The sequence below is a fragment of the Streptococcus pseudopneumoniae genome (assembly GCF_001072925.1).
Lineage (GTDB): Bacteria > Bacillota > Bacilli > Lactobacillales > Streptococcaceae > Streptococcus > Streptococcus pseudopneumoniae_Q.
Window position 1 is genome coordinate 1 of sequence record NZ_JVHE01000082.1, and the last position, 23478, is coordinate 23478.

At 38.5% G+C, this 23478-nt stretch carries 21 protein-coding genes and 1 tRNA gene; 18 read left to right on the forward strand and 4 right to left on the reverse strand.

Annotation, left to right across the window (positions count from 1 at the left end):
* Window positions 1-109 precede the first annotated feature (109 nt).
* Window positions 110-823: a 16S rRNA (guanine(527)-N(7))-methyltransferase RsmG gene (rsmG, locus tag ADH81_RS04635; RefSeq protein ID WP_049526840.1), complete on the reverse strand. Its 714-nt coding sequence runs from the start codon at window positions 821-823 to the stop codon at window positions 110-112.
* A gap of 94 nt (window positions 824-917) precedes the next feature.
* On the opposite strand from rsmG, the gene ADH81_RS04640 reads away from it, so the two are divergent.
* Together ADH81_RS04640 and htpX are read left to right on the forward strand one after the other, a co-directional pair.
* Complete coding sequence (locus ADH81_RS04640; protein ID WP_049526842.1) at window positions 918-1478, forward strand: LemA family protein; 561 nt, start codon at window positions 918-920, stop codon at window positions 1476-1478.
* 1 nt (window position 1479) lies between these two features.
* Window positions 1480-2379 (forward strand): zinc metalloprotease HtpX, encoded by a 900-nt coding sequence (gene htpX / locus ADH81_RS04645; protein ID WP_049526844.1) that lies wholly within the window; start codon window positions 1480-1482, stop codon window positions 2377-2379.
* 44 nt (window positions 2380-2423) lie between these two features.
* Here htpX and ADH81_RS04650 read toward each other — a convergent pair whose 3' ends face one another.
* Both ADH81_RS04650 and ADH81_RS04655 read right to left on the reverse strand, forming a co-directional pair.
* The gene (locus ADH81_RS04650; RefSeq protein ID WP_049526846.1) at window positions 2424-3950 is read right to left on the reverse strand and encodes an ATP-binding cassette domain-containing protein; all 1527 of its coding nucleotides are present in this window, start codon (window positions 3948-3950) and stop codon (window positions 2424-2426) included.
* A 275-nt stretch (window positions 3951-4225) separates the two neighbouring features.
* Window positions 4226-4555 carry a helicase BlpT gene (locus ADH81_RS04655; RefSeq protein WP_049526848.1) on the reverse strand — a complete coding sequence of 110 codons (330 nt, stop codon included), beginning with the start codon at window positions 4553-4555 and terminating at the stop codon, window positions 4226-4228.
* A 168-nt stretch (window positions 4556-4723) separates the two neighbouring features.
* On the opposite strand from ADH81_RS04655, the gene ADH81_RS04660 reads away from it, so the two are divergent.
* From ADH81_RS04660 to ADH81_RS11440, 12 genes are all read left to right on the forward strand, one after another.
* The gene (locus ADH81_RS04660; RefSeq protein ID WP_049502643.1) at window positions 4724-5266 is read left to right on the forward strand and encodes a YceD family protein; all 543 of its coding nucleotides are present in this window, start codon (window positions 4724-4726) and stop codon (window positions 5264-5266) included.
* Complete coding sequence (nth, locus tag ADH81_RS04665) at window positions 5267-5896, forward strand: endonuclease III (protein WP_049526850.1); 630 nt, start codon at window positions 5267-5269, stop codon at window positions 5894-5896.
* 208 nt (window positions 5897-6104) lie between these two features.
* Window positions 6105-6626, forward strand: a complete 522-nt coding sequence (gene pyrR / locus ADH81_RS04670) for a bifunctional pyr operon transcriptional regulator/uracil phosphoribosyltransferase PyrR (RefSeq protein WP_045763808.1) — start codon at window positions 6105-6107, stop codon at window positions 6624-6626.
* A 19-nt stretch (window positions 6627-6645) separates the two neighbouring features.
* Complete coding sequence (locus ADH81_RS04675) at window positions 6646-7569, forward strand: aspartate carbamoyltransferase catalytic subunit (RefSeq protein WP_049526851.1); 924 nt, start codon at window positions 6646-6648, stop codon at window positions 7567-7569.
* A gap of 49 nt (window positions 7570-7618) precedes the next feature.
* Complete coding sequence (locus ADH81_RS04680) at window positions 7619-8698, forward strand: carbamoyl phosphate synthase small subunit (RefSeq protein WP_045763806.1); 1080 nt, start codon at window positions 7619-7621, stop codon at window positions 8696-8698.
* 201 nt (window positions 8699-8899) lie between these two features.
* On the forward strand, window positions 8900-12076 hold the full coding sequence (gene carB, locus ADH81_RS04685) for a carbamoyl-phosphate synthase large subunit (protein WP_049526853.1): 3177 nt from the start codon (window positions 8900-8902) through the stop codon (window positions 12074-12076).
* A gap of 448 nt (window positions 12077-12524) precedes the next feature.
* A complete protein-coding gene (locus ADH81_RS04690; RefSeq protein ID WP_049526855.1) occupies window positions 12525-13859 on the forward strand; it encodes an Nramp family divalent metal transporter in 1335 nt (444 codons plus the stop codon).
* Window positions 13860-14323: 464 nt separating this feature from the next.
* Window positions 14324-14656 carry a LytTR family DNA-binding domain-containing protein gene (locus ADH81_RS04695; protein WP_049526856.1) on the forward strand — a complete coding sequence of 111 codons (333 nt, stop codon included), beginning with the start codon at window positions 14324-14326 and terminating at the stop codon, window positions 14654-14656.
* A gap of 10 nt (window positions 14657-14666) precedes the next feature.
* Window positions 14667-15407, forward strand: a complete 741-nt coding sequence (locus ADH81_RS04700; protein ID WP_049526859.1) for a response regulator transcription factor — start codon at window positions 14667-14669, stop codon at window positions 15405-15407.
* 10 nt (window positions 15408-15417) lie between these two features.
* Entirely contained in the window at window positions 15418-16743 is a 1326-nt protein-coding gene (locus tag ADH81_RS04705) for a GHKL domain-containing protein (RefSeq protein WP_049526860.1), read from the forward strand.
* A 792-nt stretch (window positions 16744-17535) separates the two neighbouring features.
* Complete coding sequence (locus ADH81_RS10995; RefSeq protein ID WP_049526862.1) at window positions 17536-17745, forward strand: hypothetical protein; 210 nt, start codon at window positions 17536-17538, stop codon at window positions 17743-17745.
* 326 nt (window positions 17746-18071) lie between these two features.
* The gene (locus tag ADH81_RS11440) at window positions 18072-18389 is read left to right on the forward strand and encodes a hypothetical protein (RefSeq protein WP_239682084.1); all 318 of its coding nucleotides are present in this window, start codon (window positions 18072-18074) and stop codon (window positions 18387-18389) included.
* A gap of 260 nt (window positions 18390-18649) precedes the next feature.
* On the opposite strand, the gene ADH81_RS04725 is transcribed toward ADH81_RS11440, so the two are convergent.
* A tRNA-Ser gene (locus ADH81_RS04725) sits at window positions 18650-18737 on the reverse strand.
* 161 nt (window positions 18738-18898) lie between these two features.
* On the opposite strand from ADH81_RS04725, the gene ADH81_RS04730 reads away from it, so the two are divergent.
* From ADH81_RS04730 to ADH81_RS04745, 4 genes are all read left to right on the forward strand, one after another.
* Complete coding sequence (locus ADH81_RS04730) at window positions 18899-19639, forward strand: DeoR/GlpR family DNA-binding transcription regulator (protein ID WP_049526865.1); 741 nt, start codon at window positions 18899-18901, stop codon at window positions 19637-19639.
* On the forward strand, window positions 19636-20547 hold the full coding sequence (pfkB, locus tag ADH81_RS04735) for a 1-phosphofructokinase (RefSeq protein ID WP_049526866.1): 912 nt from the start codon (window positions 19636-19638) through the stop codon (window positions 20545-20547). The genes ADH81_RS04730 and pfkB overlap by 4 nt, the downstream gene beginning before the upstream one ends.
* On the forward strand, window positions 20544-22499 hold the full coding sequence (locus ADH81_RS04740) for a PTS fructose transporter subunit IIABC (protein ID WP_049526868.1): 1956 nt from the start codon (window positions 20544-20546) through the stop codon (window positions 22497-22499). The genes pfkB and ADH81_RS04740 overlap by 4 nt, the downstream gene beginning before the upstream one ends.
* Before the next feature lie 173 nt (window positions 22500-22672).
* On the forward strand, window positions 22673-23461 hold the full coding sequence (locus ADH81_RS04745) for a HEAT repeat domain-containing protein (protein WP_049526870.1): 789 nt from the start codon (window positions 22673-22675) through the stop codon (window positions 23459-23461).
* Window positions 23462-23478 lie beyond the last annotated feature (17 nt).

A 23478-nucleotide genomic window follows, 5' to 3' on the forward strand; every position in this document is an offset into this window, starting at 1 on the left:
TTTTTTCCCGAGCCTTGAAATGAGAGAGCGAGGCATGATTTTGTAAATCATTTTTTCCCGAGCTAAGAAATAAGAAAGCGAGGTATGAGTTTGCAGATTTTTAATCTTTCTAAAGCGGACGTTTGTTGGGCATACCAGCCTTTCTTGGGTATTTATTTGGAGTTTCTTTTTTCTTCTCGACAATAGTAATGTATCGAGGGTCTCCGTTAGGAAGTGTGTAACTGAGATTATCTTCAACCTTACTAAAGAGAAGGTTAAGGGCATTTTTTGCCTCGGTCAATTCCTCTGGGGCATTGCTGGCCTTCAGTGCTAGCAATTTTCCACCGACTTTTAAGTAGGGAATAGTCAACTCGGACAAGACCTGCATACGGGCAACAGCACGAGCCGTAACGATATCAAACTGAGCACGGAAGTTCTTATCTTGGGCGAAGTCTTCTGCACGTCCGTGATAGAAGTGGACATTTTCTAACCCTAGTTCTTGGGCTAATAGATTTAGAAAGTTAATTCGTTTATTAAGGGAATCAATAATGGTCACATCTAGCTGAGGATAGAGAATCTTCATAGGGAGGCTAGGAAAACCTGCTCCAGCACCAATGTCTAAGAGTTTAATGGGCTGGTTTTCAATCAATCCCTGTAAAATAGGAGCGATGGAATCATAGAAGTGTTTGAGATAGACTTCTTCTTTTTCTGTAATAGCAGTTAGGTTGATTTTTTCATTCCATTCGACCAAGAGTTCAAAATAACGCTCAAATTGAACTTTTTGCTGGTCAGAAAGATTGATATTTTGTTCAGCTAGTAGTTGATAAAATGTTTCTGGTTTCATAGTAGTTTCCTTCTTTAGTATCATCTTATTTTACCACAAAAAGATGGAAATTTGATATACTGGTACTAATCTAAAAGCAGAAAGGAATTATATGATGACTTGGATTATTCTTGGAGTTCTTGCTCTTATTGTTACTTTCGTAATTGTTAGTTATAACGGTTTGGTTAAAAATCGCATGCAAACTAAGGAGGCATGGAGTCAGATTGATGTTCAGTTGAAACGTCGTAACGATCTCTTGCCAAACTTGATTGAGACCGTGAAAGGATATGCAAAGTATGAAGGTTCAACGCTTGAAAAAGTTGCAGAACTTCGTAATCAAGTAGCCGCAGCAACTTCACCAGCAGAAGCTATGAAGGCTAGTGATGCTCTTACACGTCAGGTTTCAGGAATCTTTGCAGTTGCAGAAAATTATCCAGACCTAAAAGCGAGTGGCAACTTTGCACAATTGCAAGAGGAACTAACTAATACTGAAAATAAAATCTCATACTCTCGCCAACTTTATAATAGTGTTGTTAGCAATTATAATATCAAATTGGAGACTTTCCCAAGTAACCTAGTTGCTGGACTCTTTGGTTTTAAAGTGGCTGATTTCCTTCAGACTCCTGAAGAAGAAAAGGCAGTACCCAAGGTTGATTTTAGTGGTTTAGGTGACTAAGATGCTGTATGATCAAATCGCGAGTAATAAGCGAAGAACTTGGATTTTACTACTAGTATTCTTTTTACTTTTGGCTTTGGTTGGATATGCAGTTGGTTACCTCTTTATGCGGTCTGGTCTTGGTGGCTTAGTTATCGCTCTGATTATCGGCTTTATCTATGCCTTGTCCATGATTTTTCAATCAACAGAGATAGTCATGAGTATGAATGGTGCGCGTGAGGTGAATGAGCAGACTGCACCAACCCTCTATCATGTTGTGGAAGATATGGCTATGGTGGCGCAGATCCCTATGCCACGTGTCTTCATCATCGATGATGCCAGCTTAAATGCCTTTGCTACGGGTTCAAATCCCCAAAATGCAGCAGTAGCAGCAACTTCAGGACTCCTTGCGATTATGAATCGTGAAGAGTTAGAGGCGGTTATTGGTCATGAAGTCAGTCACATTCGTAACTATGATATCCGCATTTCTACTATCGCGGTTGCCCTTGCCAGTGCCATTACGCTTTTATCAAGTATGGCTGGACGCATGATGTGGTGGGGAGGTGCAGGCCGTGGTCGTAGAAGTGATGATCGAGATAGTGGTGGACTTGAAATTATTATGCTAGTTGTTTCTCTCCTAGCAATTGTTTTGGCGCCCCTAGCAGCAACCTTGGTACAACTAGCCATCTCTCGTCAACGAGAATTTTTAGCAGATGCTTCAAGTGTAGAGTTGACTCGTAATGCTCAAGGGATGATCAATGCCCTTCGTAAGCTGGACAATAGTCAGCCTATGAGTCGTCATGTGGATGATGCTAGCAGTGCACTTTACATCAACGATCCTCAAAAACGAGGTGGCTTGCAAAAACTCTTCTATACCCATCCGCCAATCTCAGAACGGATTGAGCGTCTGAAACATATGTAAAAACATCCAGAGATTTTCCTCTGGATGTTTACTATTTTCTACAGTTATAAATCTTGTAAATCAACTATTTCCAAACCATTCTCTGTCAAACGATAGATACTCCTGCAGACTTCTTTTAAGAAACGTCGATCATGTGAAACAGTGATGAGGCCCCCAGGGTAATTGGCAAAGAGTTTTCTGATTTCGGGTTGAGAAGTTGGAGAAAAGTTTCGTGTGGGTTCATCCAGAAGGAGAAAGTTTGGTTTTCGCAGAACTAAATTCAAAAGAAGGAGTTTGCCTTGTTGACCTCCAGATAAGGAGTGGATTTGGTGGTGCATTTCTGGAAAGCTGAAATTAAGGCTGGCTAAGTGAGATTGAATTTTCTGTAATTCCTTTTTGTGTCCAGTTTGGCTGAGAAATTCTACTGGAGATAAATCCAATTGCAATGTTTCTTGGTAATTTTGTGGCATAAATCCAAGTGAAATCTCACTTTTGCTACTTAGTAGTTGTTGCAACTTGGCTAACAGAGTCGATTTGCCAATTCCATTGGGACCGATGATGCCGATTTTATCTTGCCCCCAAACAGTTAGTTGGAGTTTTTGAGACAAAATTCGTTGGCCAATGGATAAAGTCTCCTTTTCCAGTCGAAGTAAGACTTTAGAAGCTGCTAATGGCTCTATATCTGAAAAGAACAGTTGGATTTCTTCCTCTTCAAGTGGCTTTTGGGTCATGGACTGAGCTGCTTTTTCGTAGCGTTTTTCTTGAGAAAGAACATTTTTCATCTTTTTAGCCAGTAGTCGTCCGGCAGTACTGTCTTTGGTAGCTCGAAGTGCAGTTTCTACCTTTTGCTTGACTCGGCGATGCTTTTCCATGGTTTTATCATAGGATCGTTGGTCGTTGGCAGCTTGCTGGCTTTGTCTGGCAAAGTTAGCCTTTCTCTGTTCACTATAGCGATCATAGTCTAAGTGCTCGACTAGGGTTTCAGCTTCCTTTCGATGCTTGACCAGTCGCAAGTGGATAATGGTGTCTGCAGTTTGAGAGAGGAAGTCTTCATCATGAGAAATGAAAATAACGGTCTGCCTGATCTTCTGAATCTGAATTTTTAGCCAATCAACTGTCTCAAGATCTAGGTCATTTGAAGGTTCATCTAAAAATAGAATCTCAAAGGGTTTGGATAATTCATGGATGAGCTGAATTTTCAAAGCTTCGCCACCCGAGAGGCTACCAATCTCTTGGTCACTAGCAAAACGACTGCTATCAAAGTGCAATTCCTCAGCCAAACGATAGAGAATACTGAAGTCCAAATCAGCAGACTCTAAAAAGAAGTAGTCCTGTAGAGATTTTTTCTTCAATTCTTCAGGGAGATGTTGGGGAATGTAGGCCAAGGACTGAAGGTCAGACTGGATTTCTCCACTGATTGAGAAATCAGCTAATCTTTCGCCCATTAAAGTTTTAAGTAAGGTTGATTTTCCATTTCCTTCTTCGCCGATAATAGCGACCTTTTCTCCGTCTTGGATAGTAATATTTAAATCGGAAATAAGGTCTCGTAGGTCTTTATTTTGTGTTATAGTTAGATGATTAATTTTTATCATATCATTGCCCTTTCTAAATTTGGATAATACATAACAAAAGCTCTACTTTACCTAGTAGAGCCAATTGTCTATGTCAAAAAATCCTCTTTTAAAAGGGCTGCAAAAAGCAGCAGAAAAAAGAGCACACAAAAAGAGACAGAAACAAGATCTACTAAATAAAGGTTCTTTATTTGATAGACTTAGTTGTTCATGTCTCCCTTACCTCCGAAAATTATTATGTTTATTTTATACCTTTTGGAACACTTTGTCAAAAGAAATGAGAAATTCAAATCTTTCTAGAAACCAAAAACGGGTCCATAGAGAGTCAAAACGTGTTTGACTTGATCGTAGTGGAATTTGTCATAGTTTCGCCAAGCTGTGCGAGCTTCTTCATTGAGTTTAAGGGTGCCAAGTCCAATCAAGAGACTGGTACTTTGGTAAAATTTCTCCAGATCAATTAAGATAGAGTTATCTAGTTTCTCTGTCTTTTTAAGTTGTTTGAGTAGCTCGTCAATATTTTGTTGCAAGCGCAGATCATCAGGCAATCCTTGTTTGCAAGTTTGGTAAGCTTTGTTTAACTCGGAAATGAGTTGATAAGCTTCTAAGATTAGTTCTTTGTCTTCCATATGAGCGTCCTCCTTTGCTCATGTATTGATGTCTATAGTATAGCACAAAAAGAAAAATTGTAATAATAAATATATCAAAAAATAGTGAAAAATATTTAAAATGTTTAGATACCTTGTTTGAACTTTTTTCATGGTATAATCAAGATAGTAAATCTTTATGGAGGAAGTATGAAATTAAATATTCAAGAAATTCGTAAGCAGCCTGAAGGTTTGCACTTTGAGCAAACTTTAGACTTAGCAGCTGACTTGCGTGCCCGTAATCAAGAAATTTTAGATGTAAAAGATATTGTCGCTATTGGAAAAGTTCAGTACGAAGACCTTATGTTTTTCCTAGATTATCAGTTGTCTTATACAATCGTTCTAGCCTCTAGCCGTAGCATGGAACCTGTAGAATTGAAAGAGTCTTATCCAGTGACAGAAGTCTTTATGGAAGGTGCTACCAATCAACTGGATCAAGAAGTGCTAGATGATGACTTGGTTTTACCGATTGAAAATGGGGAAATTGACCTGGCTGAAAGTGTTTCAGATAATATCTTGCTCAACATTCCAATCAAGGTCTTAACAGCTGAAGAAGAAGCTGGCCAGGGCTTTGTTTCTGGAAATGACTGGCAAATCATGTCCGAGGAAGAGTACCAAGCCCAACAAGCAGTCAAGAAAGAAGAAAATAGTCCTTTTGCAGGTTTGCAAGGACTGTTTGACGGAGACGAATAGATGGTTTTATCCAAGAAACGTGCCCGTCATGTCATTGAGGAAATCATTGCTCTTTTTCCAGATGCAAAACCAAGTCTAGATTTTCGTAATCATTTTGAACTTCTGGTTGCTGTTATGCTGTCTGCTCAGACGACAGATGCGGCAGTCAACAAGGCTACACCAGGACTTTTTGCAGCTTTTCCAACCCCACAAGCCATGGCAGAAGCAAGTGAGAGTGAGATTGCTAAACATATTTCTCGTCTAGGTCTCTATCGCAATAAGGCTAAGTTTCTTAAGAAATGTGCCCAGCAGTTATTAGACGATTTTGACGGCCAAGTCCCTCAGACTAGGGAAGAATTAGAGAGTTTGGCAGGAGTTGGCCGAAAAACCGCTAACGTAGTTTTGAGCGTAGGATTCGGTATTCCAGCCTTTGCAGTAGATACTCACGTAGAGCGAATCTGTAAACACCACGATATTGTAAAAAAATCAGCTACGCCACTTGAGGTCGAAAAACGTGTCATGGATGTTTTGCCACCAGAAGAATGGCTAGCAGCTCATCAGGCTATGATTTACTTTGGTCGTGCTATCTGTCATCCGAAAAATCCAGAATGCGATCACTATCCACAGTTATACGATTTTAGTTCGTTATAAAATTGATTTCTTGTGTTTTTTCTTGCATCGATTACTACTTTGTGATATAGTAGTAGCAATCAAATATTCCTTTAATCCTGTCCCGTGAGGCAGGCAAGGAGCTCGATTAAGTAGAAGAGTAAGTCTATACTGTTTACAGTAAGGCTCGCTTAGTTATACATTCTCAAGTCTCCTTGAAAAAGGAGACTTTTCTTTTTGGAGGTTTGTCATGAAGACAAAAGAAGTTGTAGACGAATTAACCGTCAAGCGAGCGATTACTCGGATTACCTACGAGATTATCGAGCGAAACAAAGATTTGAACAAGATTGTATTGGCTGGGATAAAAACACGAGGTGTCTTCATTGCTCACCGTATCCAAGAGCGTTTGGAACAATTAGAAAATATCTCTGTCCCTGTTGTAGAATTAGATACCAAACCTTTCCGCGACGATGTCAAAAGCGGTGAAGATACTTCTATAATCTCTGTTGATGTGACAGAACGTGAGGTCATCTTGGTGGACGATGTGCTTTACACAGGTCGGACCATCCGAGCAGCTATTGATAACATCGTTACCCATGGCCGTCCTTCTCGTGTGAGTTTAGCTGTTTTAGTTGACCGTGGACATAGAGAATTGCCAATTCGTCCAGACTATGTAGGGAAAAATATCCCAACCAGTCGTTCAGAAGAAATCATCGTAGAGATGACTGAACTAGATGGACAAGATCGTGTTCTTATTACCGAAGAAGCTTAGATAGCCAAAGGAGTTAGACATGTCAGAAAATCAACAAGCCATTCAACATGTAGTCTCAATGGAAGACCTTACTGTAGAACAAGTCATGAAATTGATTAAACGCGGGATCGAATTTAAAAATGGAGCAAAGGCTTCTTATGAAGACCAACACATCGTCTCTAATCTCTTCTTTGAGAGTTCGACTCGTACCCACAAATCTTTTGAAGTAGCAGAGATTAAACTGGGCCTTCAGCTACTGGACTTCGATGTGAAAACAAGTTCAGTCAACAAGGGTGAAACACTCTACGATACAATTTTGACCTTGTCAGCCTTGGGAGTAGATGCCTGTGTCATCCGACATCCAGAGGTAGATTACTACAGAGAGTTGATCGATAGTCCGACGATTACGACTTCGATTATCAATGGTGGCGATGGTTCGGGGCAACACCCAAGCCAGAGCTTGCTTGATTTAATGACGATTTATGAAGAATTTGGACACTTTGAAGGACTCAAGGTAGCCATTGCTGGTGACCTTGACCATTCGCGTGTGGCCAAATCCAATATGCAAATCTTAAAACGCTTAGGAGCAGAACTCTACTTTGCTGGGCCTGAGGAATGGAGAAGTCAAGAGTTTGCAGACTATGGACAGTTTGTAAGCATTGATGAAATCATTGACCAAGTTGATGTGATGATGTTTCTCCGTGTTCAGCATGAGCGTCATGAAAGTGGAACAGTCTTTTCAAAAGAGGGCTATCATGCCCAGCATGGTTTGACTCAAGAACGCTATGATCGCTTGAAAGAGAAGGCTATTCTGATGCATCCTGCTCCTGTAAATCGCGATGTTGAAATTGCTGATCACTTGGTCGAAGCACCAAAATCACGTATTGTTCAACAAATGACCAATGGTGTCTTTGTCAGAATGGCAATTTTAGAATCTGTACTGACTTACAGAAACGCAAAATAAGACACAAAACGTTAAAAGATGCCTGTGAGCATCCACGAGAGGTGAATTTATGACTAAACGACTTCTAGTTTTAGAAGATGGAACAATTTTTGAAGGAAAAGCCTTTGGGGCTGATATTGATGTAACTGGTGAAATTGTCTTTAATACTGGGATGACTGGTTACCAAGAATCCATTACAGATCAGTCTTACAATGGACAAATCCTAACCTTTACCTATCCCTTGGTTGGGAATTATGGGATTAACCGTGATGACTACGAGTCTATCAGTCCAACCTGTAAAGGTGTAGTAGTATTTGAAGAAGCTCGTAGAGCCAGCAACTGGCGCAACCAGATGACACTGGATGAATTTTTGAAGTCTAAGAAAATCCCTGGTATTTCAGGTATTGATACACGTGCTTTGACAAAAATCATTCGCAAACATGGGACTATGAGAGCGACTCTGACACATGTGGGAGATAGTATCGATCACATCACAGATCAGCTTCAAGCAACTGTTCTACCAATTGACAATATCAAACAGGTTTCTACAAAAACTGCTTACCCAGCTCCAGGAGTAGGTTTGAGCGTGGTACTTGTAGACTTTGGTCTTAAGCATTCAATCTTAAGAGAGTTGTCTAAGAGAGATTGTAATGTAACGGTCGTTCCTTATACTACAACAGCAGAGGAAATCCTCCACCTAAATCCAGACGGAGTTATGTTGTCAAATGGACCGGGAAATCCAGAAGATGTACCAGAAGCACTCGATATGATTCGTGGTATCCTCGGAAAAATTCCAATCTTTGGTATTTGTATGGGGCACCAGCTCTTTGCGATGGCAAATGGTGCCAAGACCTATAAGATGAAGTTTGGTCACCGTGGATTTAACCACGCTGTACGCGAAATTGCGACAGGGCGCGTGGACTTCACGAGTCAAAACCATGGATATGCAGTGAGTCGTGAAGATTTTCCAGACCATTTGATGATTACTCATGAAGAAATCAATGACAAGTCAGTTGAAGGTGTACGTCACAGATACCAACCAGGTTTCTCTGTGCAATTCCACCCAGATGCTGCACCAGGTCCGCACGATGCAAGTTATCTATTTGACGAGTTCATCGAGATGATGGAAGCCTTCAAACAAACAAACTAAAGACGAGTGTGAAATCGTCGGAGAATTTATTTAATGTCGCCCTGTGAGGCGACGAATAGAAAGGAGAAGGGTGAGCCGTATTTGCTGAACTGAATACGGGCTACGGACGGTGCTAAAAAGATAGTTATTCCTAGAACTGACAGTTCTTCGTCATAACTCCTATTTTATCTTTGTCCGCTTGACGCCCTTAATATCTTATAAATGCCTAAACGTACTGATATTCAAAAAATTATGGTGATTGGTTCTGGTCCGATTATTATTGGTCAGGCTGCTGAGTTTGACTATGCTGGGACTCAGGCTTGCTTGTCTTTGAAAGAGGAAGGGTATGAGGTTGTCTTAGTAAACTCAAACCCTGCAACTATCATGACTGATAAGGAAATTGCAGACAAGGTTTATATCGAACCGATTACACTTGAGTTTGTGACTCGTATTCTCCGTAAAGAACGTCCAGATGCCTTGCTTCCAACTCTTGGTGGTCAAACAGGGCTTAACATGGCCATGGAATTGTCTAAAAATGGCATTCTTGATGAATTGGGAGTAGAACTTCTCGGGACTAAATTGTCTGCCATAGACCAAGCTGAAGACCGCGATCTCTTTAAACAATTGATGGAAGAATTGAATCAACCTATTCCAGAATCTGAAATTGTTAACACTGTGGAAGAAGCCGTTGCCTTTGCAGCGACAATTGGCTACCCAGTGATCGTCCGTCCAGCCTTTACCCTAGGTGGTACTGGTGGTGGTATGTGTGCCAACGAGGAAGAATTGCGTGAAATCGCTGAAAATGGGTTGAAGCTATCACCTGTTACTCAATGTTTGATTGAGCGTTCGATTGCTGGTTTTAAGGAAATCGAATACGAAGTCATGCGTGACTCGGCTGACAATGCCCTTGTTGTATGTAACATGGAAAACTTTGACCCAGTCGGGATTCATACAGGGGATTCCATCGTATTTGCCCCAGCGCAAACCATGTCAGATTATGAAAATCAAATGCTTCGTGATGCCAGCTTGAGCATTATTCGTGCCCTCAAGATTGAAGGTGGATGTAATGTTCAGCTAGCACTTGATCCCCACAGCTTCAAGTACTATGTTATCGAAGTAAATCCTCGTGTATCTCGTTCGTCAGCCCTTGCTTCCAAGGCGACAGGTTATCCAATCGCAAAATTGGCTGCTAAGATTGCAGTCGGTTTGACCTTAGATGAGGTCATCAACCCAGTTACAGGTTCAACTTATGCCATGTTTGAGCCAGCCCTTGACTACGTGGTTGCCAAAATTCCGCGCTTCCCATTTGACAAGTTTGAAAAGGGTGAACGCCGTCTTGGTACTCAGATGAAAGCGACTGGAGAAGTTATGGCCATTGGTCGTAACATCGAGGAGTCACTTCTGAAAGCTTGTCGCTCACTTGAAATTGGGGTTCACCACAATGAAATGCCTGAGCTTGCAGATGTTTCAGATGATGCCTTGATTGAAAAGGTTGTTAAGGCTCAAGATGACCGTCTCTTCTACGTATCAGAAGCCATTCGTCGTGGTTATACACCTGAGGAAATTGCTGAGCTTACAAAAATCGATATCTTCTATCTGGATAAACTCTTGCATATCTTTGAAATTGAGCAAGAATTGGGCTCACATCCACAAGATCTTGAAGTTTTGAAAACAGCAAAATTGAATGGATTTTCAGACCGTAAGATTGCTGAACTATGGAAAACGACAGCTGACCAAGTTCGCCAGCTTCGTTTGGAAAACAAGATTGTCCCAGTTTACAAGATGGTTGATACCTGTGCGGCAGAATTTGAGTCAGAAACTCCTTACTTCTATTCAACCTATGGTTGGGAAAATGAATCGATCAAGTCTGAAAAGGAATCTGTACTGGTCCTAGGTTCTGGTCCAATCCGTATCGGTCAAGGGGTAGAGTTTGACTACGCAACTGTTCACTCTGTTAAGGCAATCCAAGCTGCTGGCTACGAGGCTATTATCATGAACTCGAACCCAGAGACAGTTTCAACCGACTTCTCTGTATCGGATAAACTTTACTTTGAACCATTAACATTCGAAGATGTCATGAATGTCATCGATTTGGAGAAACCAAAAGGTGTTATCGTTCAGTTTGGTGGTCAAACAGCTATCAACCTTGCTGAGCCATTAGCAAAAGCAGGTGTGACTATCCTGGGTACGCAGGTTGCTGACCTAGACCGTGCCGAAGACCGTGACCTCTTCGAACAAGCCCTCAAAGACTTGGATATTCCACAGCCACCTGGACAGACTGCTACAAACGAAGAAGAAGCAGTACTTGCAGCCCGCAAGATTGGTTTCCCAGTCCTTGTTCGTCCTTCTTATGTCTTGGGTGGACGTGCTATGGAAATTGTAGAAAACGAAGAAGATCTCCGTTCTTACATGCGCACAGCCGTTAAGGCAAGTCCAGATCATCCAGTTCTTGTAGACTCTTATATCGTCGGTCAAGAGTGTGAAGTCGATGCTATCTCAGATGGACAAAGTGTCCTCATCCCAGGTATCATGGAACATATCGAACGTGCCGGTGTTCACTCAGGTGACTCCATGGCTGTTTACCCTCCACAAACCTTGTCTCAAAAGGTTCAAGAAACAATCGCAGACTACACAAAACGCCTAGCAATCGGCCTTAACTGTCTTGGTATGATGAACATTCAGTTTGTCATCAAGGATGAGAAAGTTTACGTTATTGAGGTGAATCCACGTGCCAGTCGTACCGTACCGTTCCTATCAAAAGTAACCAATATCCCTATGGCTCAGGTAGCGACCAAGCTCATTCTTGGTCAAAGTCTTGAAGAACTTGGTTATCAAGATGGGCTTTACCCAGAAAGTAGTCGTGTTCATATTAAAGCACCAGTCTTCTCATTTACCAAGCTAGCGAAAGTAGATAGCTTGCTTGGCCCTGAAATGAAGTCAACAGGGGAGGTTATGGGTTCTGATACGACTCTTGAAAAAGCTCTCTACAAGGCCTTTGAAGCTTCTTATCTTCACTTGCCAACCTTTGGAAATGTTGTCTTTACTATCGCTGATGATGCCAAGGAAGAAGCTTTGGATTTGGCTCGTCGTTTCCAAAATATTGGTTATGGTATCCTTGCGACTCAAGGAACAGCAGCTTTCTTTGAAAGTCATGGCTTGAAGGCTCAACTCGTTGGTAAGATTGGTGATGATGAACATGATATCCCAAGCTATGTTCGTAAAGGGAAAATCCAAGCTATCATCAACACAGTTGGTACTAAGCGAACTGCTGATGAAGATGGTGAACAAATCCGCCGTTCAGCTATTGAACACGGAGTTCCTCTCTTTACAGCTTTGGATACAGCGGATGCTATGCTTAAGGTACTTGAAAGCCGTAGCTTCGTTACAGAAGCCATTTAGTTTCTTGTTAAATGATCTAAGTAGCTTTTATCCAGCGTCAAAAGACGCTGGTTTTTCCTCTTTTATAGAGAAATCGAGTTAGAAATAATAGTTACAGTTCACCATTAAATGTCAAAGTTTATCAATAGATTTATCATTATCGTTAATGAGTAGACTTATTCTGACTTTCCCTAAAATTTTGTTGAATTTTCTTAAGTTTTTATCATATTTTTTATAATTAAGGTGCCTTAAGAAAAATAATGAAAAAACTAAATGTTTTTCATATAGTTTTCATTTTTTGTGTTATAATTAAGGTGCCTTAAGAAAAATATTAAGGTGCCTTAAGAAAAATAATGAAAAAACTAAATGTTTTTCATATAGTTTTCATTGTTTTAATAGTTTAAAGTCAATCTTATTTTTCTCTAATAGAAAATAATGAAAAAGTAGGTTTAGAAAGAGGTAAGTATCTATGTCTTCTCATAAAAAAGTGTCACTCTCTGAGATCAATCAATCTATCGATACTCCAAATAATAATCATTTCTGGCAAAATTTAAAGGCCTTTTTAGGTCCGGGTGCTCTTGTCGCAGTTGGTTATATGGATCCAGGAAACTGGATTACCAGTGTAGTCGGTGGTGCTTCCTATAAGTATAGTCTCTTGTTTGTTATCTTGATTTCATCTCTCATTGCCATGCAACTTCAGCAAATGGCAGGAAAGCTAGGGATTGTAACCCAGATGGACCTGGCTCAAGCAACAGCTCATCACTCACCAAAATGGCTTCGTTATAGTCTATGGGTGATTTTGGAGTTGGCCTTGATGGCGACGGATTTGGCAGAAGTTCTAGGTTCAGCCATTGCACTCAATCTTCTCTTTAAGATTCCGATTATGATAGCCATCCTTTTGACGGTTCTAGATGTCTTTCTCTTATTGCTTTTGATGAAATTTGGCTTTAAGAAGATAGAAGCTATCGTGACCACGCTGATTTTAACGATCTTAGCAATCTTTACTTACCTAGTAGCTTTGTCACATCCAAGTATCCAAGGAATCGTTGAAGGTTATCTGCCAAATGCAACCTTATTTGAGAGTCCTTTGCCTGGTCATGAAAGTCAATTAACCTTGGCGTTAGGTATTGTGGGTGCGACAGTGATGCCCCACAATCTCTATTTGCATTCTTCCTTGTCTCAGACTCGGAAAATCAATCACAAGGACAAGAATGATGTTCGAAAAGCCGTGCGCTTTATGACCTGGGATTCTAATCTCCAATTATCCTTGGCCTTTGTGGTTAACTCCCTCCTTTTAATCTTAGGGGCGGCTCTCTTTTTCGGACATGCATCTGAGATTTCTGCCTTTTCTCAAATGTATAACGCCCTGCAGGATTCAACCATAGCGGGAGCTATAGCTAGCTCAACCTTATCAACCTTGTTTGCCTTGGCCCTATTAGCCAGTGGGCAGAATTCGACTATCACAGGTACCTTGACTGGACAAATCGTTATGGAAGGTTTCTTGCATATGCGATTGCCTCAGTGGTTCATTCGTTTGACGACTCGTCTCTTTGCCTTACTGCCTGTTATGATAGTAGCGGTTCTGTTTGGTCATCAAGAAAAAACCTTGGATCAGTTATTGGTTTATTCACAGGTCTTTCTTTCAATCGCTCTTCCATTTTCAATCTTTCCTTTGATTTATCTAACTTCTAAGAAATCACTGATGGGAGAATTTACCAATGCCAAGTGGAATACTATCCTTGGTTATATTGTTTCCATTATCTTAACTGTTCTCAATGTGAAATTGCTATTTGATATTTTTTAAGACCTTTTAACATGAAGTAGAAAAAATCACCCTAGAGTTGAATTCACTGGATTCCAAAAAGTTAGATAAAGAATATACAAAAGGGATTTCGTCCTGTGCTGTACAGGGTGAAGTCCTTTTTTAAATGTTAAAAATTGTGATTTTATGATAATATAGGTAGAGAATTTGTATTTGTAAGTAATTTTATATCTTAGGAAATTTTTTATTTTCCTCACTGTTTTTACAAAATAATAAGGCAAATTTATTGATATAAATATAAATCTAAAAATTGAATTGGTTTCATAGTATTCTTTTCTTAAAGTAAGGGAGTATTTTACAGGAATATTAAAAGTATTTGTTTTGTTACGAAATGTAAAAACAGTTTACATTTTTACCAATCAAGACATTATAAAAACCATTGAAGATTTACAACAATTTAGTTTCCATAGTTTTGATAAGATAAGAGTAATAGAAGGAGGCTAAATATGAAAGACTACATTTTATATCAAGATAGAGCTATCGTAAAGGTACCACTCTCTAAAATTTATTATGTTACAACTCACCCAACAAAAGCTCATGCTGTTCTTTTTGTAACAGCCGAAGGGAATTTTGAAGCTTCAACCTCACTATCTAAAATTGAAGCAGAAAGTACAGAAGAACTTATTAGATGCCATAGAAAGTTTCTTGTGAATAAAGATAAAATAGCAGGATTTAATCATGAGACAAGAACGATTATGTTTCTGGATGATAGAGTATCAGACATCGCTTGTTCTAGAAGACACTTTACAATATTAAAAAATCAGTGGAAAAATATATAGGAGTGAAGTAGTGAATATTTTTATACTAGAAGATAATTTTTTACAACAGACTAGAATTGAAACTATTGTCAAAAAAATTTTGGTGGATAATAAGGTTGAGTATAGGCATTTTGAGGTTTATGGAAAACCTCAACAGCTTTTAGAGGACATTTCAGAGAGAGGAAATCATCAATTATTTTTACTTGATATTGAAATAAAAGATGATGACAAAAGAGGATTAGACGTTGCTAGAGAAATTAGAAAACTTGATTCTCAAGCAGTGATTGCTTTTGTAACATCACATTCTGAGTTTATGCCTGTATCTTTTGAATATTTAGTATCAGCTATTGATTTCATTGATAAAGAATTACCTGAACCATTATTTATCAAACGAATTGAAAATGTTATTTCAAGTGTTAGAGATAATCAAAGAAGAACAGTATCTGAGGACTCTTTTATATTTACAGGATCCAAAGCTCAAATTCAAGTCCCTTTTAAAGATTTATTGTATATTGAAACATCAACAATTGCTCATAAGTTGACTCTCTATTCCAAACGAGACATAGTTGAATTTTATGGACAATTGTCAGATATTCTTAAACAGGAACCACGTTTATTTCAATGTCATAGATCATTTATCGTAAATCCTTATAATATATCTTTAATTGATAAAGAAAATCGATTAGTTCATTTTCAGAACGGGTCCTCTTGTATTGTCTCTAGATTAAAAATTCGTCCACTTATGAAAGCTATCGAAAGACTTCATGACTAAGGAGATTTAGATGATATTTTTTCTAAATATTATAGGTGTTTTTCTATTGTTATGTATCCATACTAAGGTTGTAGGTGAGAAATTAAATCTAAAAAAAGTAGTAATGTCCATTATTCTGTTCCATCTTTTATCATTCCTATTTATTGTTTTATTTAAATCAACTGGATTTTACTTTCTTGGGTCATTATTGCTTTATCCCACCTTTTTTATCCTATATACTTTGTCTATTAGTAAATTAAGAAGTAAGGTTTCTTTATTACTTTTTTACTCATTATTTCCACTTGGATTTTGGGATGTCATCAGAAATTTTTTAGGTTACTTTATAATTTCTAAGATTCCAATATTGTATAGACTATATGAAACTAATCTAGGAACAATGATTTTCTCTTTATTAGCTGAAATTATTGTGTTTTTTCTTATTAGTCTCTTTCGATATAATTTTAGTCATTTAAAAATAAAGAACTTGGATAGAAAGACAAAATTTATTTTAATTACTGCGGATATTTTAATGCTAGCCTATTTTATCTTACCATCTTATATAAACTACAGTGATAAAGTAAGTTGGGATAGAATGTTGGATTATAAAGAATTATTGACAGCAGTTTACTTTTTATTGTTTATTTGTTTTGTTAATCTCTTGGATAGAAGATTACTTCAAGAACTACAGGAGAAAGTCGTTCTACAAAAAGAAATTCAATTGCAAAATCTTAGTAATTATAGTCAACAAGTTGAGGGGCTGTATCAAGAAATTAGAAGCTTTAGACATGATTATGCTAATATTTTATCGAGCTTAAAAATAGGTATAGATCAAAAAGATATTAATCTGGTTTCTCAAGTCTATGATAGTGTTTTGAAAAATTCTGGTGAAAAATTAAAAGGTAAGCGTTTTGATGTAGCACATCTAAGAAATATCAATGATTTGGCGCTAAAGAGTTTACTATTATCTAAGTTATCGGAGGCCCAAAACTTATCCGTTCCAGTTTCCCTGGAGATTGGTGAACAGTTCTCTATAAAAAATATGGAACAAATTGACTTCTTAACAATTACTTCTATCTTGTTAGATAATGCTATTGAGTCCGCAGCAGAAGGAGGAATAGCAGTTTGTTTCCTTGAGGATACAGAATGGAATAAATTAGTCATGATTGTAAAAAATTCTACTTTAGAAAGAGAGATAGAATTGAGAGATATATTCAAGCGTGACAATTCTTCAAAAGAAGAAGGTCGGGGTATAGGATTGGCCAATGTTCGGAGAATTTTAAAATCTTATCCAAATGTATGCCTGAAAACCACAAGTAAAAATTATGTTTTTACACAGATTTTGGAAATAGAACTTTAAAAGAACGGCCACTCTTAGGATATTCTATTGAATATTTTAAGGAGTGCCTCAAGCTTACTTGATTTGCGCTGTAGGGTGCTACCGTAGGTAGCCATTTAGCTTCTGAATTGAGATCACCAAAATAGTTTAAAAAAGAAGAGGTTTTACTATGTCAAATGAAACTATGATTCAACTTATACTCATTGCAATTTGTTGTGTATACATTATTTTTAATACTAAGTCTGATAAAAATCCAAAGAGAGGATATCGTACAGCTTTGTACCTTTTCGTTATGGCTGGTATTATATCCTATATTATGAAATATCTAAATTGGTTAGATTTTTTCTTACTAATAACTCCGATAATGTGTCTATTTAAATTTGAAGATAAGTGGAGTTAGCAACATTTGACTCTTCATTAGGCTATCAGCTCTTTTGATATTAATGTATTTTAAAAAGTTTTGAGCATGTTACATAGAGGCTGGGCAAAACCCTACTTCTAACTATCAAAAAACGAGTATTCCGTAGTTGGAGATACTCGTTTTCTTATGTCATGGTTTATAATTAAAATAAAATGAATGGTTACAAATCATGAAAAAATACGTTTCGTGATGAAAAAAGTACATTTAAAGACTTTGCGGTAAAAATCTCTTCTTTCCTGCTATACTGAACTTGTCAAGGTTACAATCTGACAAAAATATCTATTATATAGGAGTTATTATTCCATAATGAAAAAACAAGAGATATTAAATCTTATTGATAACTTATTATTGTCTGATGAAGTTTCTCATGATGTTCAATTAAAAAAATATTTTTGAATGGACAAACCTCAATAAAAAATGATGAATTTGGAGCTATAGGTAGATTAAGTAATGACTTGTCTATTTATTTGATGACTCATCAATATCTGGCGCCGAAAAATGTGATAGAATTTGCTGGCTTAATTGCAAAGATACCTCATCAAGAGAGAGGTAAAGGAGCTTTCTTAAATATGCTCGCTATGACACTTGCTAATTTAAAGTGAGTTAAAGAATCTATCTGCTATCTGGAATCGAATATAGTTTATTTACTATCAAGGTGCCGATTCAAATAAACAATATTACATAGGAGGTGTTTATCATGAATACAAAGTAATAGAAGAATTCAGAGTGTTTAATCTAAAGTAGAAGAAAGGAATTTATAAGTCTGTTGCGTACTATTTTGATATTTACAGAAAATAGTAAACACGACTTGCAATTAAATTGGAATTCTGGAAATAGAATTTGTAGGAACTGATGTTACATCACGATGGCTGTTATAAGAGCAGCTGGTGGTGCTTATGGATTTAGACAGTAATGAAAGTGTATTAAGATGAATCAACAATTTAGAACTCAATGTTTAGATGCAATCGCAAAATTTGAATCTAGTTTTAAAGAAATGAACTTACCTCAACAACAATATTTTCACGCTTATAGTCTGGTTAGTAAAATAGTCTCTGAAATGAAATTAGATGGTGTTGCATTTGCTCAATCTTTCAGATATTTTTATGAATTCTTTAGTCGCGAATTATTTCCAGGGGGAATTGTTTTATCTGAACAAGCTCGTAAAGATTTTAGTAGAGTATCAGATTTGGCGAATTCTGCGGAGTTACTAAGAACAATCCATAGTCCTATTAAAATATTTTGGTAAATAGAGAATGTATTATAATGACATGAATTGCAACTTGATTTTAAATTAGCTATTTACTAAACGTTTCAAAGTTAGATGATGACCATAAAAAACGCATAATATCAAGTGTTGACAAACATTGATATTATGCGTTTTTTATGCAGAGATTTACTGGATTATTTCCTTGTGGTGAGTTTTTGTCAAGCAAATTTTGCAATCCTAAATCTAAATGAAAAATCCATTATAAAAAGCTGCATCAAGATGCAGCCACACTATAGCTACGGAAGACATGGGATTCGAACCCACGCACGCTTTCACACGCCTACCGCGTTTCCAACACGGCCTCTTAAGCCTCTTGAGTAATCTTCCAATACTTACTAAAATAGTTTATCATAAAGGCAAGTATCTTGCAAATAAAATTCAAACAATTGGCAAAATGATAGAAAATGAAAGAAAATGACAAAAAGTGCTTGACTTTGATTTTTTTTGTGTTAGAATGATTATTGTAATCGTTAACAGGAGGTGAGTAAGTGCTAAAAACTGAGAGAAAAAAGTTGATTTTAGAGGAGCTGAGTAAACATAAAGTCGTAACTTTAGAGAAATTAGTAGGCTTGCTAGATACTTCAGAATCAACAGTTAGACGTGATTTAGATGAATTGGAGTCTGAAAATAAACTTCGCCGAGTTCATGGAGGAGCAGAGTTGCCTCACTCCTTGCAAGAAGAAGAAACCATTCAAGAAAAATCTGTCAAAAACCTTCAAGAGAAAAAATTGATTGCGCAAAAGGCAGCTTCCCTCATCAAAGAAAAAGATGTTATCTTTGTGGATGCAGGAAGTACAACAGCCTTTCTCATTAAGGAATTGGAGCGAAAAGACATTACTGTTGTGACTAACTCCATTCACCATGCGGTTCAATTAGTGGATAAGCAAATCCCGACAGTTATTATTGGCGGTGGGGTTAAAATGACAACTGATGCCAGCATCGGTGGTGTCGCGCTTAATCAGATTAACCAACTTCACTTTGATCGTGCCTTTATCGGAATGAACGGTGTGGATGAAGGTTATTATACAACTCCAGATATGGAGGAGGGAGCTGTTAAGCGTGCTATTCTAGAAAATGCCAAACAAACCTATGTCTTGGCGGATTCGTCTAAGGTTGGTCAGTCTTGTTTCGCTAAGGTCGCCCCTATAAAACGAGCTATTGTCATTACAAGCAAGGGTCACGAACTCTTGTCAGCTATCAAAGAGAAAACGGAGGTTATCGAAGTATGATTTATACAGTCACACTAAATCCATCTATTGACTACATTGTCCGTCTGGATAAAGTGGAAGTTGGTAGTGTCAATCGTATGGACAGTGATGATAAGTTTGCTGGTGGTAAGGGAATCAATGTTAGCCGTGTCTTGAAACGCTTGGATATTCCAAATACAGCGACAGGCTTCATCGGTGGCTTTACAGGTAAATTTATCACTGATACTTTGGCTGAAGAGCAAATTGAAACACGATTTGTCCAAGTGGCAGAAGATACGCGTATCAACGTCAAGATAAAAGCAGATCAAGAAACAGAAATCAATGGGACTGGTCCTACTGTTGAAGCTGAACAACTTGAAGAGTTAAAAGCTATTCTTTCAAGTTTAACAGCAGAAGATACAGTTGTCTTTGCGGGTTCGAGTGCAAAAAACTTAGGCAATGTCATTTATAAGGATTTGATTGCCTTGACTCGTCAGACAGGCGCTCAAGTAGTCTGTGACTTTGAAGGTCAAACCTTGATTGATAGTTTGGATTATCAACCACTTTTGGTCAAACCAAATAATCATGAACTGGGAGCTATCTTTGGAGTTAAGCTTGAAAGCCTTGATGAAATAGAGAAATACGCTCGAGAGTTGCTGACTAAAGGTGCTCAAAACGTGATTATTTCTATGGCTGGTGATGGTGCCCTTTTGGTAACATCAGATGGAGCATACTTTGCTAAACCGATCAAGGGAACAGTGAAAAACTCAGTTGGTGCTGGTGACTCTATGGTTGCTGGATTTACGGGTGAGTTTGTCAAATCAAAAGACGCAGTAGAAGCCTTCAAGTGGGGAGTGGCATGTGGAACAGCAACCACCTTCTCAGATGATTTAGCAACTGCAGCATTTATTAAAGAGACTTATGAAAAAGTTGAGGTAGAAAAAAGATGAAAATTCAGGATTTATTGAGAAAAGATGTGATGTTGCTTGATTTGCAAGCAACTGAAAAAACAGCAGCTATCGAAGAAATGATTCATAGCTTGGTTGAACACGAATACGTGACAGATTTTGAAACTTTTAAAGAAGGAATCTTAGCGCGTGAAGCTTTGACTTCTACAGGTTTGGGTGATGGTATTGCAATGCCACACAGCAAAAATGCTGCTGTCAAAGAAGCAACTGTTCTCTTTGCTAAATCAAACAAGGGTGTTGACTACGAAAGTTTAGATGGACAACCAACTGACCTCTTCTTTATGATTGCTGCTCCAGAAGGTGCCAATGATACTCACTTGGCCGCCTTGGCAGAATTGTCACAATATTTGATGAAAGACGGCTTTGCTGACAAACTTCGTCAAGTAACATCAGCTGATCAAGTTATTGACCTCTTTAACCAAGCTTCAGAAAAAGCTCAAGAACCAGTACAAGCTCCTGCGAATGAATCTGGTGACTTTATCGTTGCTGTAACTGCTTGTACAACAGGAATTGCCCACACATACATGGCACAAGAAGCTCTTCAAAAAGTGGCCGCGGAAATGGGTGTCGGTATCAAGGTTGAAACCAATGGTGCTAGCGGTGTTGGCAACAAATTGACAGCAGAAGATATCCGCAATGCCAAAGCTGTTATCATCGCTGCAGATAAAGCAGTTGAAATGGATCGTTTCGATGGCAAACCATTGGTAAATCGTCCAGTTGCAGATGGTATTCGTAAGACAGAAGAGTTGATTAACTTGGCTCTTTCTGGTAATGCTGAAGTATATCGTGCTGCTAATGGAGCGCAAGCTTCAACAGCATCTAATGAAAAACAAAGTCTCGGTGGTGCCTTCTACAAACACTTGATGAGTGGTGTATCACAAATGTTGCCATTCGTTATTGGTGGTGGTATCATGATTGCCCTTGCCTTCTTGATTGATGGTGCTATGGGTGTGCCAAACGATAGCCTCGGAAATCTTGGATCTTACCATGAACTCGCTTCTATGTTCATGAAAATTGGTGGTGCGGCCTTTGGTTTGATGCTTCCAGTATTTGCAGGATATGTTGCTTACTCAATCGCTGAAAAACCAGGTTTGGTAGCAGGTTTCGTAGCTGGAGCTATTGCCAAAGAAGGTTTTGCCTTTGGTAAAATCCCTTACGCTCAAGGTGGTGAAGCAACTTCAGCTCTTGCAGGTGTATCATCAGGTTTCCTAGGAGCCCTTGTTGGTGGATTTATCGCTGGTGCCTTGGTACTCTTGGTTAAGAAATACGTGAAGGTTCCTCGCTCACTTGAAGGTGCTAAATCAATCCTTCTCTTGCCACTTTTTGGAACAATCTTGACAGGATTTGTTATGCTGGCTGTGAACATCCCTATGGCTGCTATCAACACCGGTATGAACAACTTCCTTGGTGGTCTTGAAGGTGGTTCGGCTGTTCTTCTAGGAGTCGTTCTTGGAGGAATGATGGCTGTCGATATGGGTGGACCTGTCAATAAAGCAGCTTATGTCTTTGGTACTGGTACTCTTGCAGCAACAGTGTCAACAGGTGGTTCAGTAGCTATGGCAGCAGTTATGGCTGGAGGAATGGTTCCACCACTTGCAATCTTTGTCGCAACTCTTCTCTTCAAAGATAAATTCACCAAGGAAGAACGCAACTCTGGTTTGACTAACATTGTTATGGGATTGTCATTCATCACTGAAGGTGCGATTCCGTTTGGTGCAGCTGACCCAGCTCGTGCTATCCCAAGCTTTATCCTTGGTTCAGCAGTAGCAGGTGGACTGGTTGGTCTTGCAGGAATCAAACTGATGGCACCTCACGGAGGAATCTTCGTTATCGCTCTTACAACAAATGCCCTTCTTTACCTTGTCTTTGTCTTGGTAGGAGCACTTGTTAGTGGTGTAGTTTACGGTTACCTTCGTAAACCATTAGATAAATAATCACAAACACATTCAAATGACTGAACACGAAAGTGGGCAGTCATTTTTTTGATAATGAAGTTAGGGAGACCTATCTTTAAAGTGATATAATAGAAGTAGATATTAGAGAATTTTTCTTCATCCAAATGATAGAATGCTAAAGTTCTACAAATACCTTAGAGGAGAAAAGTGTCATGAGTGATTCTAGAAAAGAAGAGATCGACAAATTTGTGAAAGAAAATATCCCTCACCAAAATCTTACAAAAGAAGAGTTACAAGAGACCTATGCCAGCTTGGTGGAGGAGAATTTTCCTGATTCTAAACGAATTCATTTTATAGCTGATTTAGGTAGGAGCCCAGAACTTGCCTTTCATTTTGAGCTCATTTGCAAAGATTGGGAGGAAGAAACTGACCTGAATTTTGAAGCGAGTTTTGACCAGCATGGGCAGGGGGGAATAGACTATCTGTTGGAAATTCTCGATCAAGAGAAAGCAGAGGGTCAACGCGTTTTGATTGTATATCTTCTAGCGAAGATCCTCTCCAAAACAAGACATAGAGATTTTTATGCGTCTTCTTGCAAGCAACTACTTCCAGTTATGCTCTCTCTTTTGCCTAATTCTGAAGTTTCAAATCGTAGAAAGCTAATCATTGCCCTTGGTTGGATTGGTTCAACAAGTGAGATAGAAATCTTAGGACAACATCTCTTGACTGACAAAGATGCACTTTGTCGTGCCTGGTCTGCCAGTAGTTTGATGCAATTATCTTTTCATCAAGTTGAAAAAGAAGTCTTGATAGAGAAAACAAAGGATTTGTTTGGTGAAGCTATTGCAGAAGAAAAGGACTTTCGGGCTTGTGCTCTGATGATAGAAGCAGCTCAAGTTTTATTTGGGAAAAAATGGATTCCTACATCTGCTGTAGAGAAGTTGGAAATTGAAAAGATTGAGAAGGCAAGAAAATCAGCAATTAGATTTTTGAAGAAGTAGTGAGACAAGGTTGTTGA

Bases quoted from the DNA above. Each gene is read 5' to 3' on its own strand.
- htpX (WP_049526844.1), top strand. From the start codon at position 1,480: ATGCTGTATGATCAAATCGCGAGTAATAAGCGAAGAACTTGGATTTTA.
- ADH81_RS04675 (WP_049526851.1), top strand. From the start codon at position 6,646: ATGTCAGAAAATCAACAAGCCATTCAACATGTAGTCTCAATGGAAGAC.
- ADH81_RS04640 (WP_049526842.1), top strand. From the start codon at position 918: ATGACTTGGATTATTCTTGGAGTTCTTGCTCTTATTGTTACTTTCGTA.
- carB (WP_049526853.1), top strand. From the start codon at position 8,900: ATGCCTAAACGTACTGATATTCAAAAAATTATGGTGATTGGTTCTGGT.
- pfkB (WP_049526866.1), top strand. From the start codon at position 19,636: ATGATTTATACAGTCACACTAAATCCATCTATTGACTACATTGTCCGT.
- ADH81_RS04655 (WP_049526848.1), bottom strand. From the start codon at position 4,555: ATGGAAGACAAAGAACTAATCTTAGAAGCTTATCAACTCATTTCCGAG.
- ADH81_RS04740 (WP_049526868.1), top strand. From the start codon at position 20,544: ATGAAAATTCAGGATTTATTGAGAAAAGATGTGATGTTGCTTGATTTG.
- pyrR (WP_045763808.1), top strand. From the start codon at position 6,105: ATGAAGACAAAAGAAGTTGTAGACGAATTAACCGTCAAGCGAGCGATT.
- ADH81_RS04690 (WP_049526855.1), top strand. From the start codon at position 12,525: ATGTCTTCTCATAAAAAAGTGTCACTCTCTGAGATCAATCAATCTATC.
- ADH81_RS11440 (WP_239682084.1), top strand. From the start codon at position 18,072: ATGAATCAACAATTTAGAACTCAATGTTTAGATGCAATCGCAAAATTT.
- ADH81_RS04705 (WP_049526860.1), top strand. From the start codon at position 15,418: ATGATATTTTTTCTAAATATTATAGGTGTTTTTCTATTGTTATGTATC.
- ADH81_RS04695 (WP_049526856.1), top strand. From the start codon at position 14,324: ATGAAAGACTACATTTTATATCAAGATAGAGCTATCGTAAAGGTACCA.
- ADH81_RS04680 (WP_045763806.1), top strand. From the start codon at position 7,619: ATGACTAAACGACTTCTAGTTTTAGAAGATGGAACAATTTTTGAAGGA.
- ADH81_RS04745 (WP_049526870.1), top strand. From the start codon at position 22,673: ATGAGTGATTCTAGAAAAGAAGAGATCGACAAATTTGTGAAAGAAAAT.
- ADH81_RS04660 (WP_049502643.1), top strand. From the start codon at position 4,724: ATGAAATTAAATATTCAAGAAATTCGTAAGCAGCCTGAAGGTTTGCAC.
- nth (WP_049526850.1), top strand. From the start codon at position 5,267: ATGGTTTTATCCAAGAAACGTGCCCGTCATGTCATTGAGGAAATCATT.
- ADH81_RS04650 (WP_049526846.1), bottom strand. From the start codon at position 3,950: ATGATAAAAATTAATCATCTAACTATAACACAAAATAAAGACCTACGA.
- rsmG (WP_049526840.1), bottom strand. From the start codon at position 823: ATGAAACCAGAAACATTTTATCAACTACTAGCTGAACAAAATATCAAT.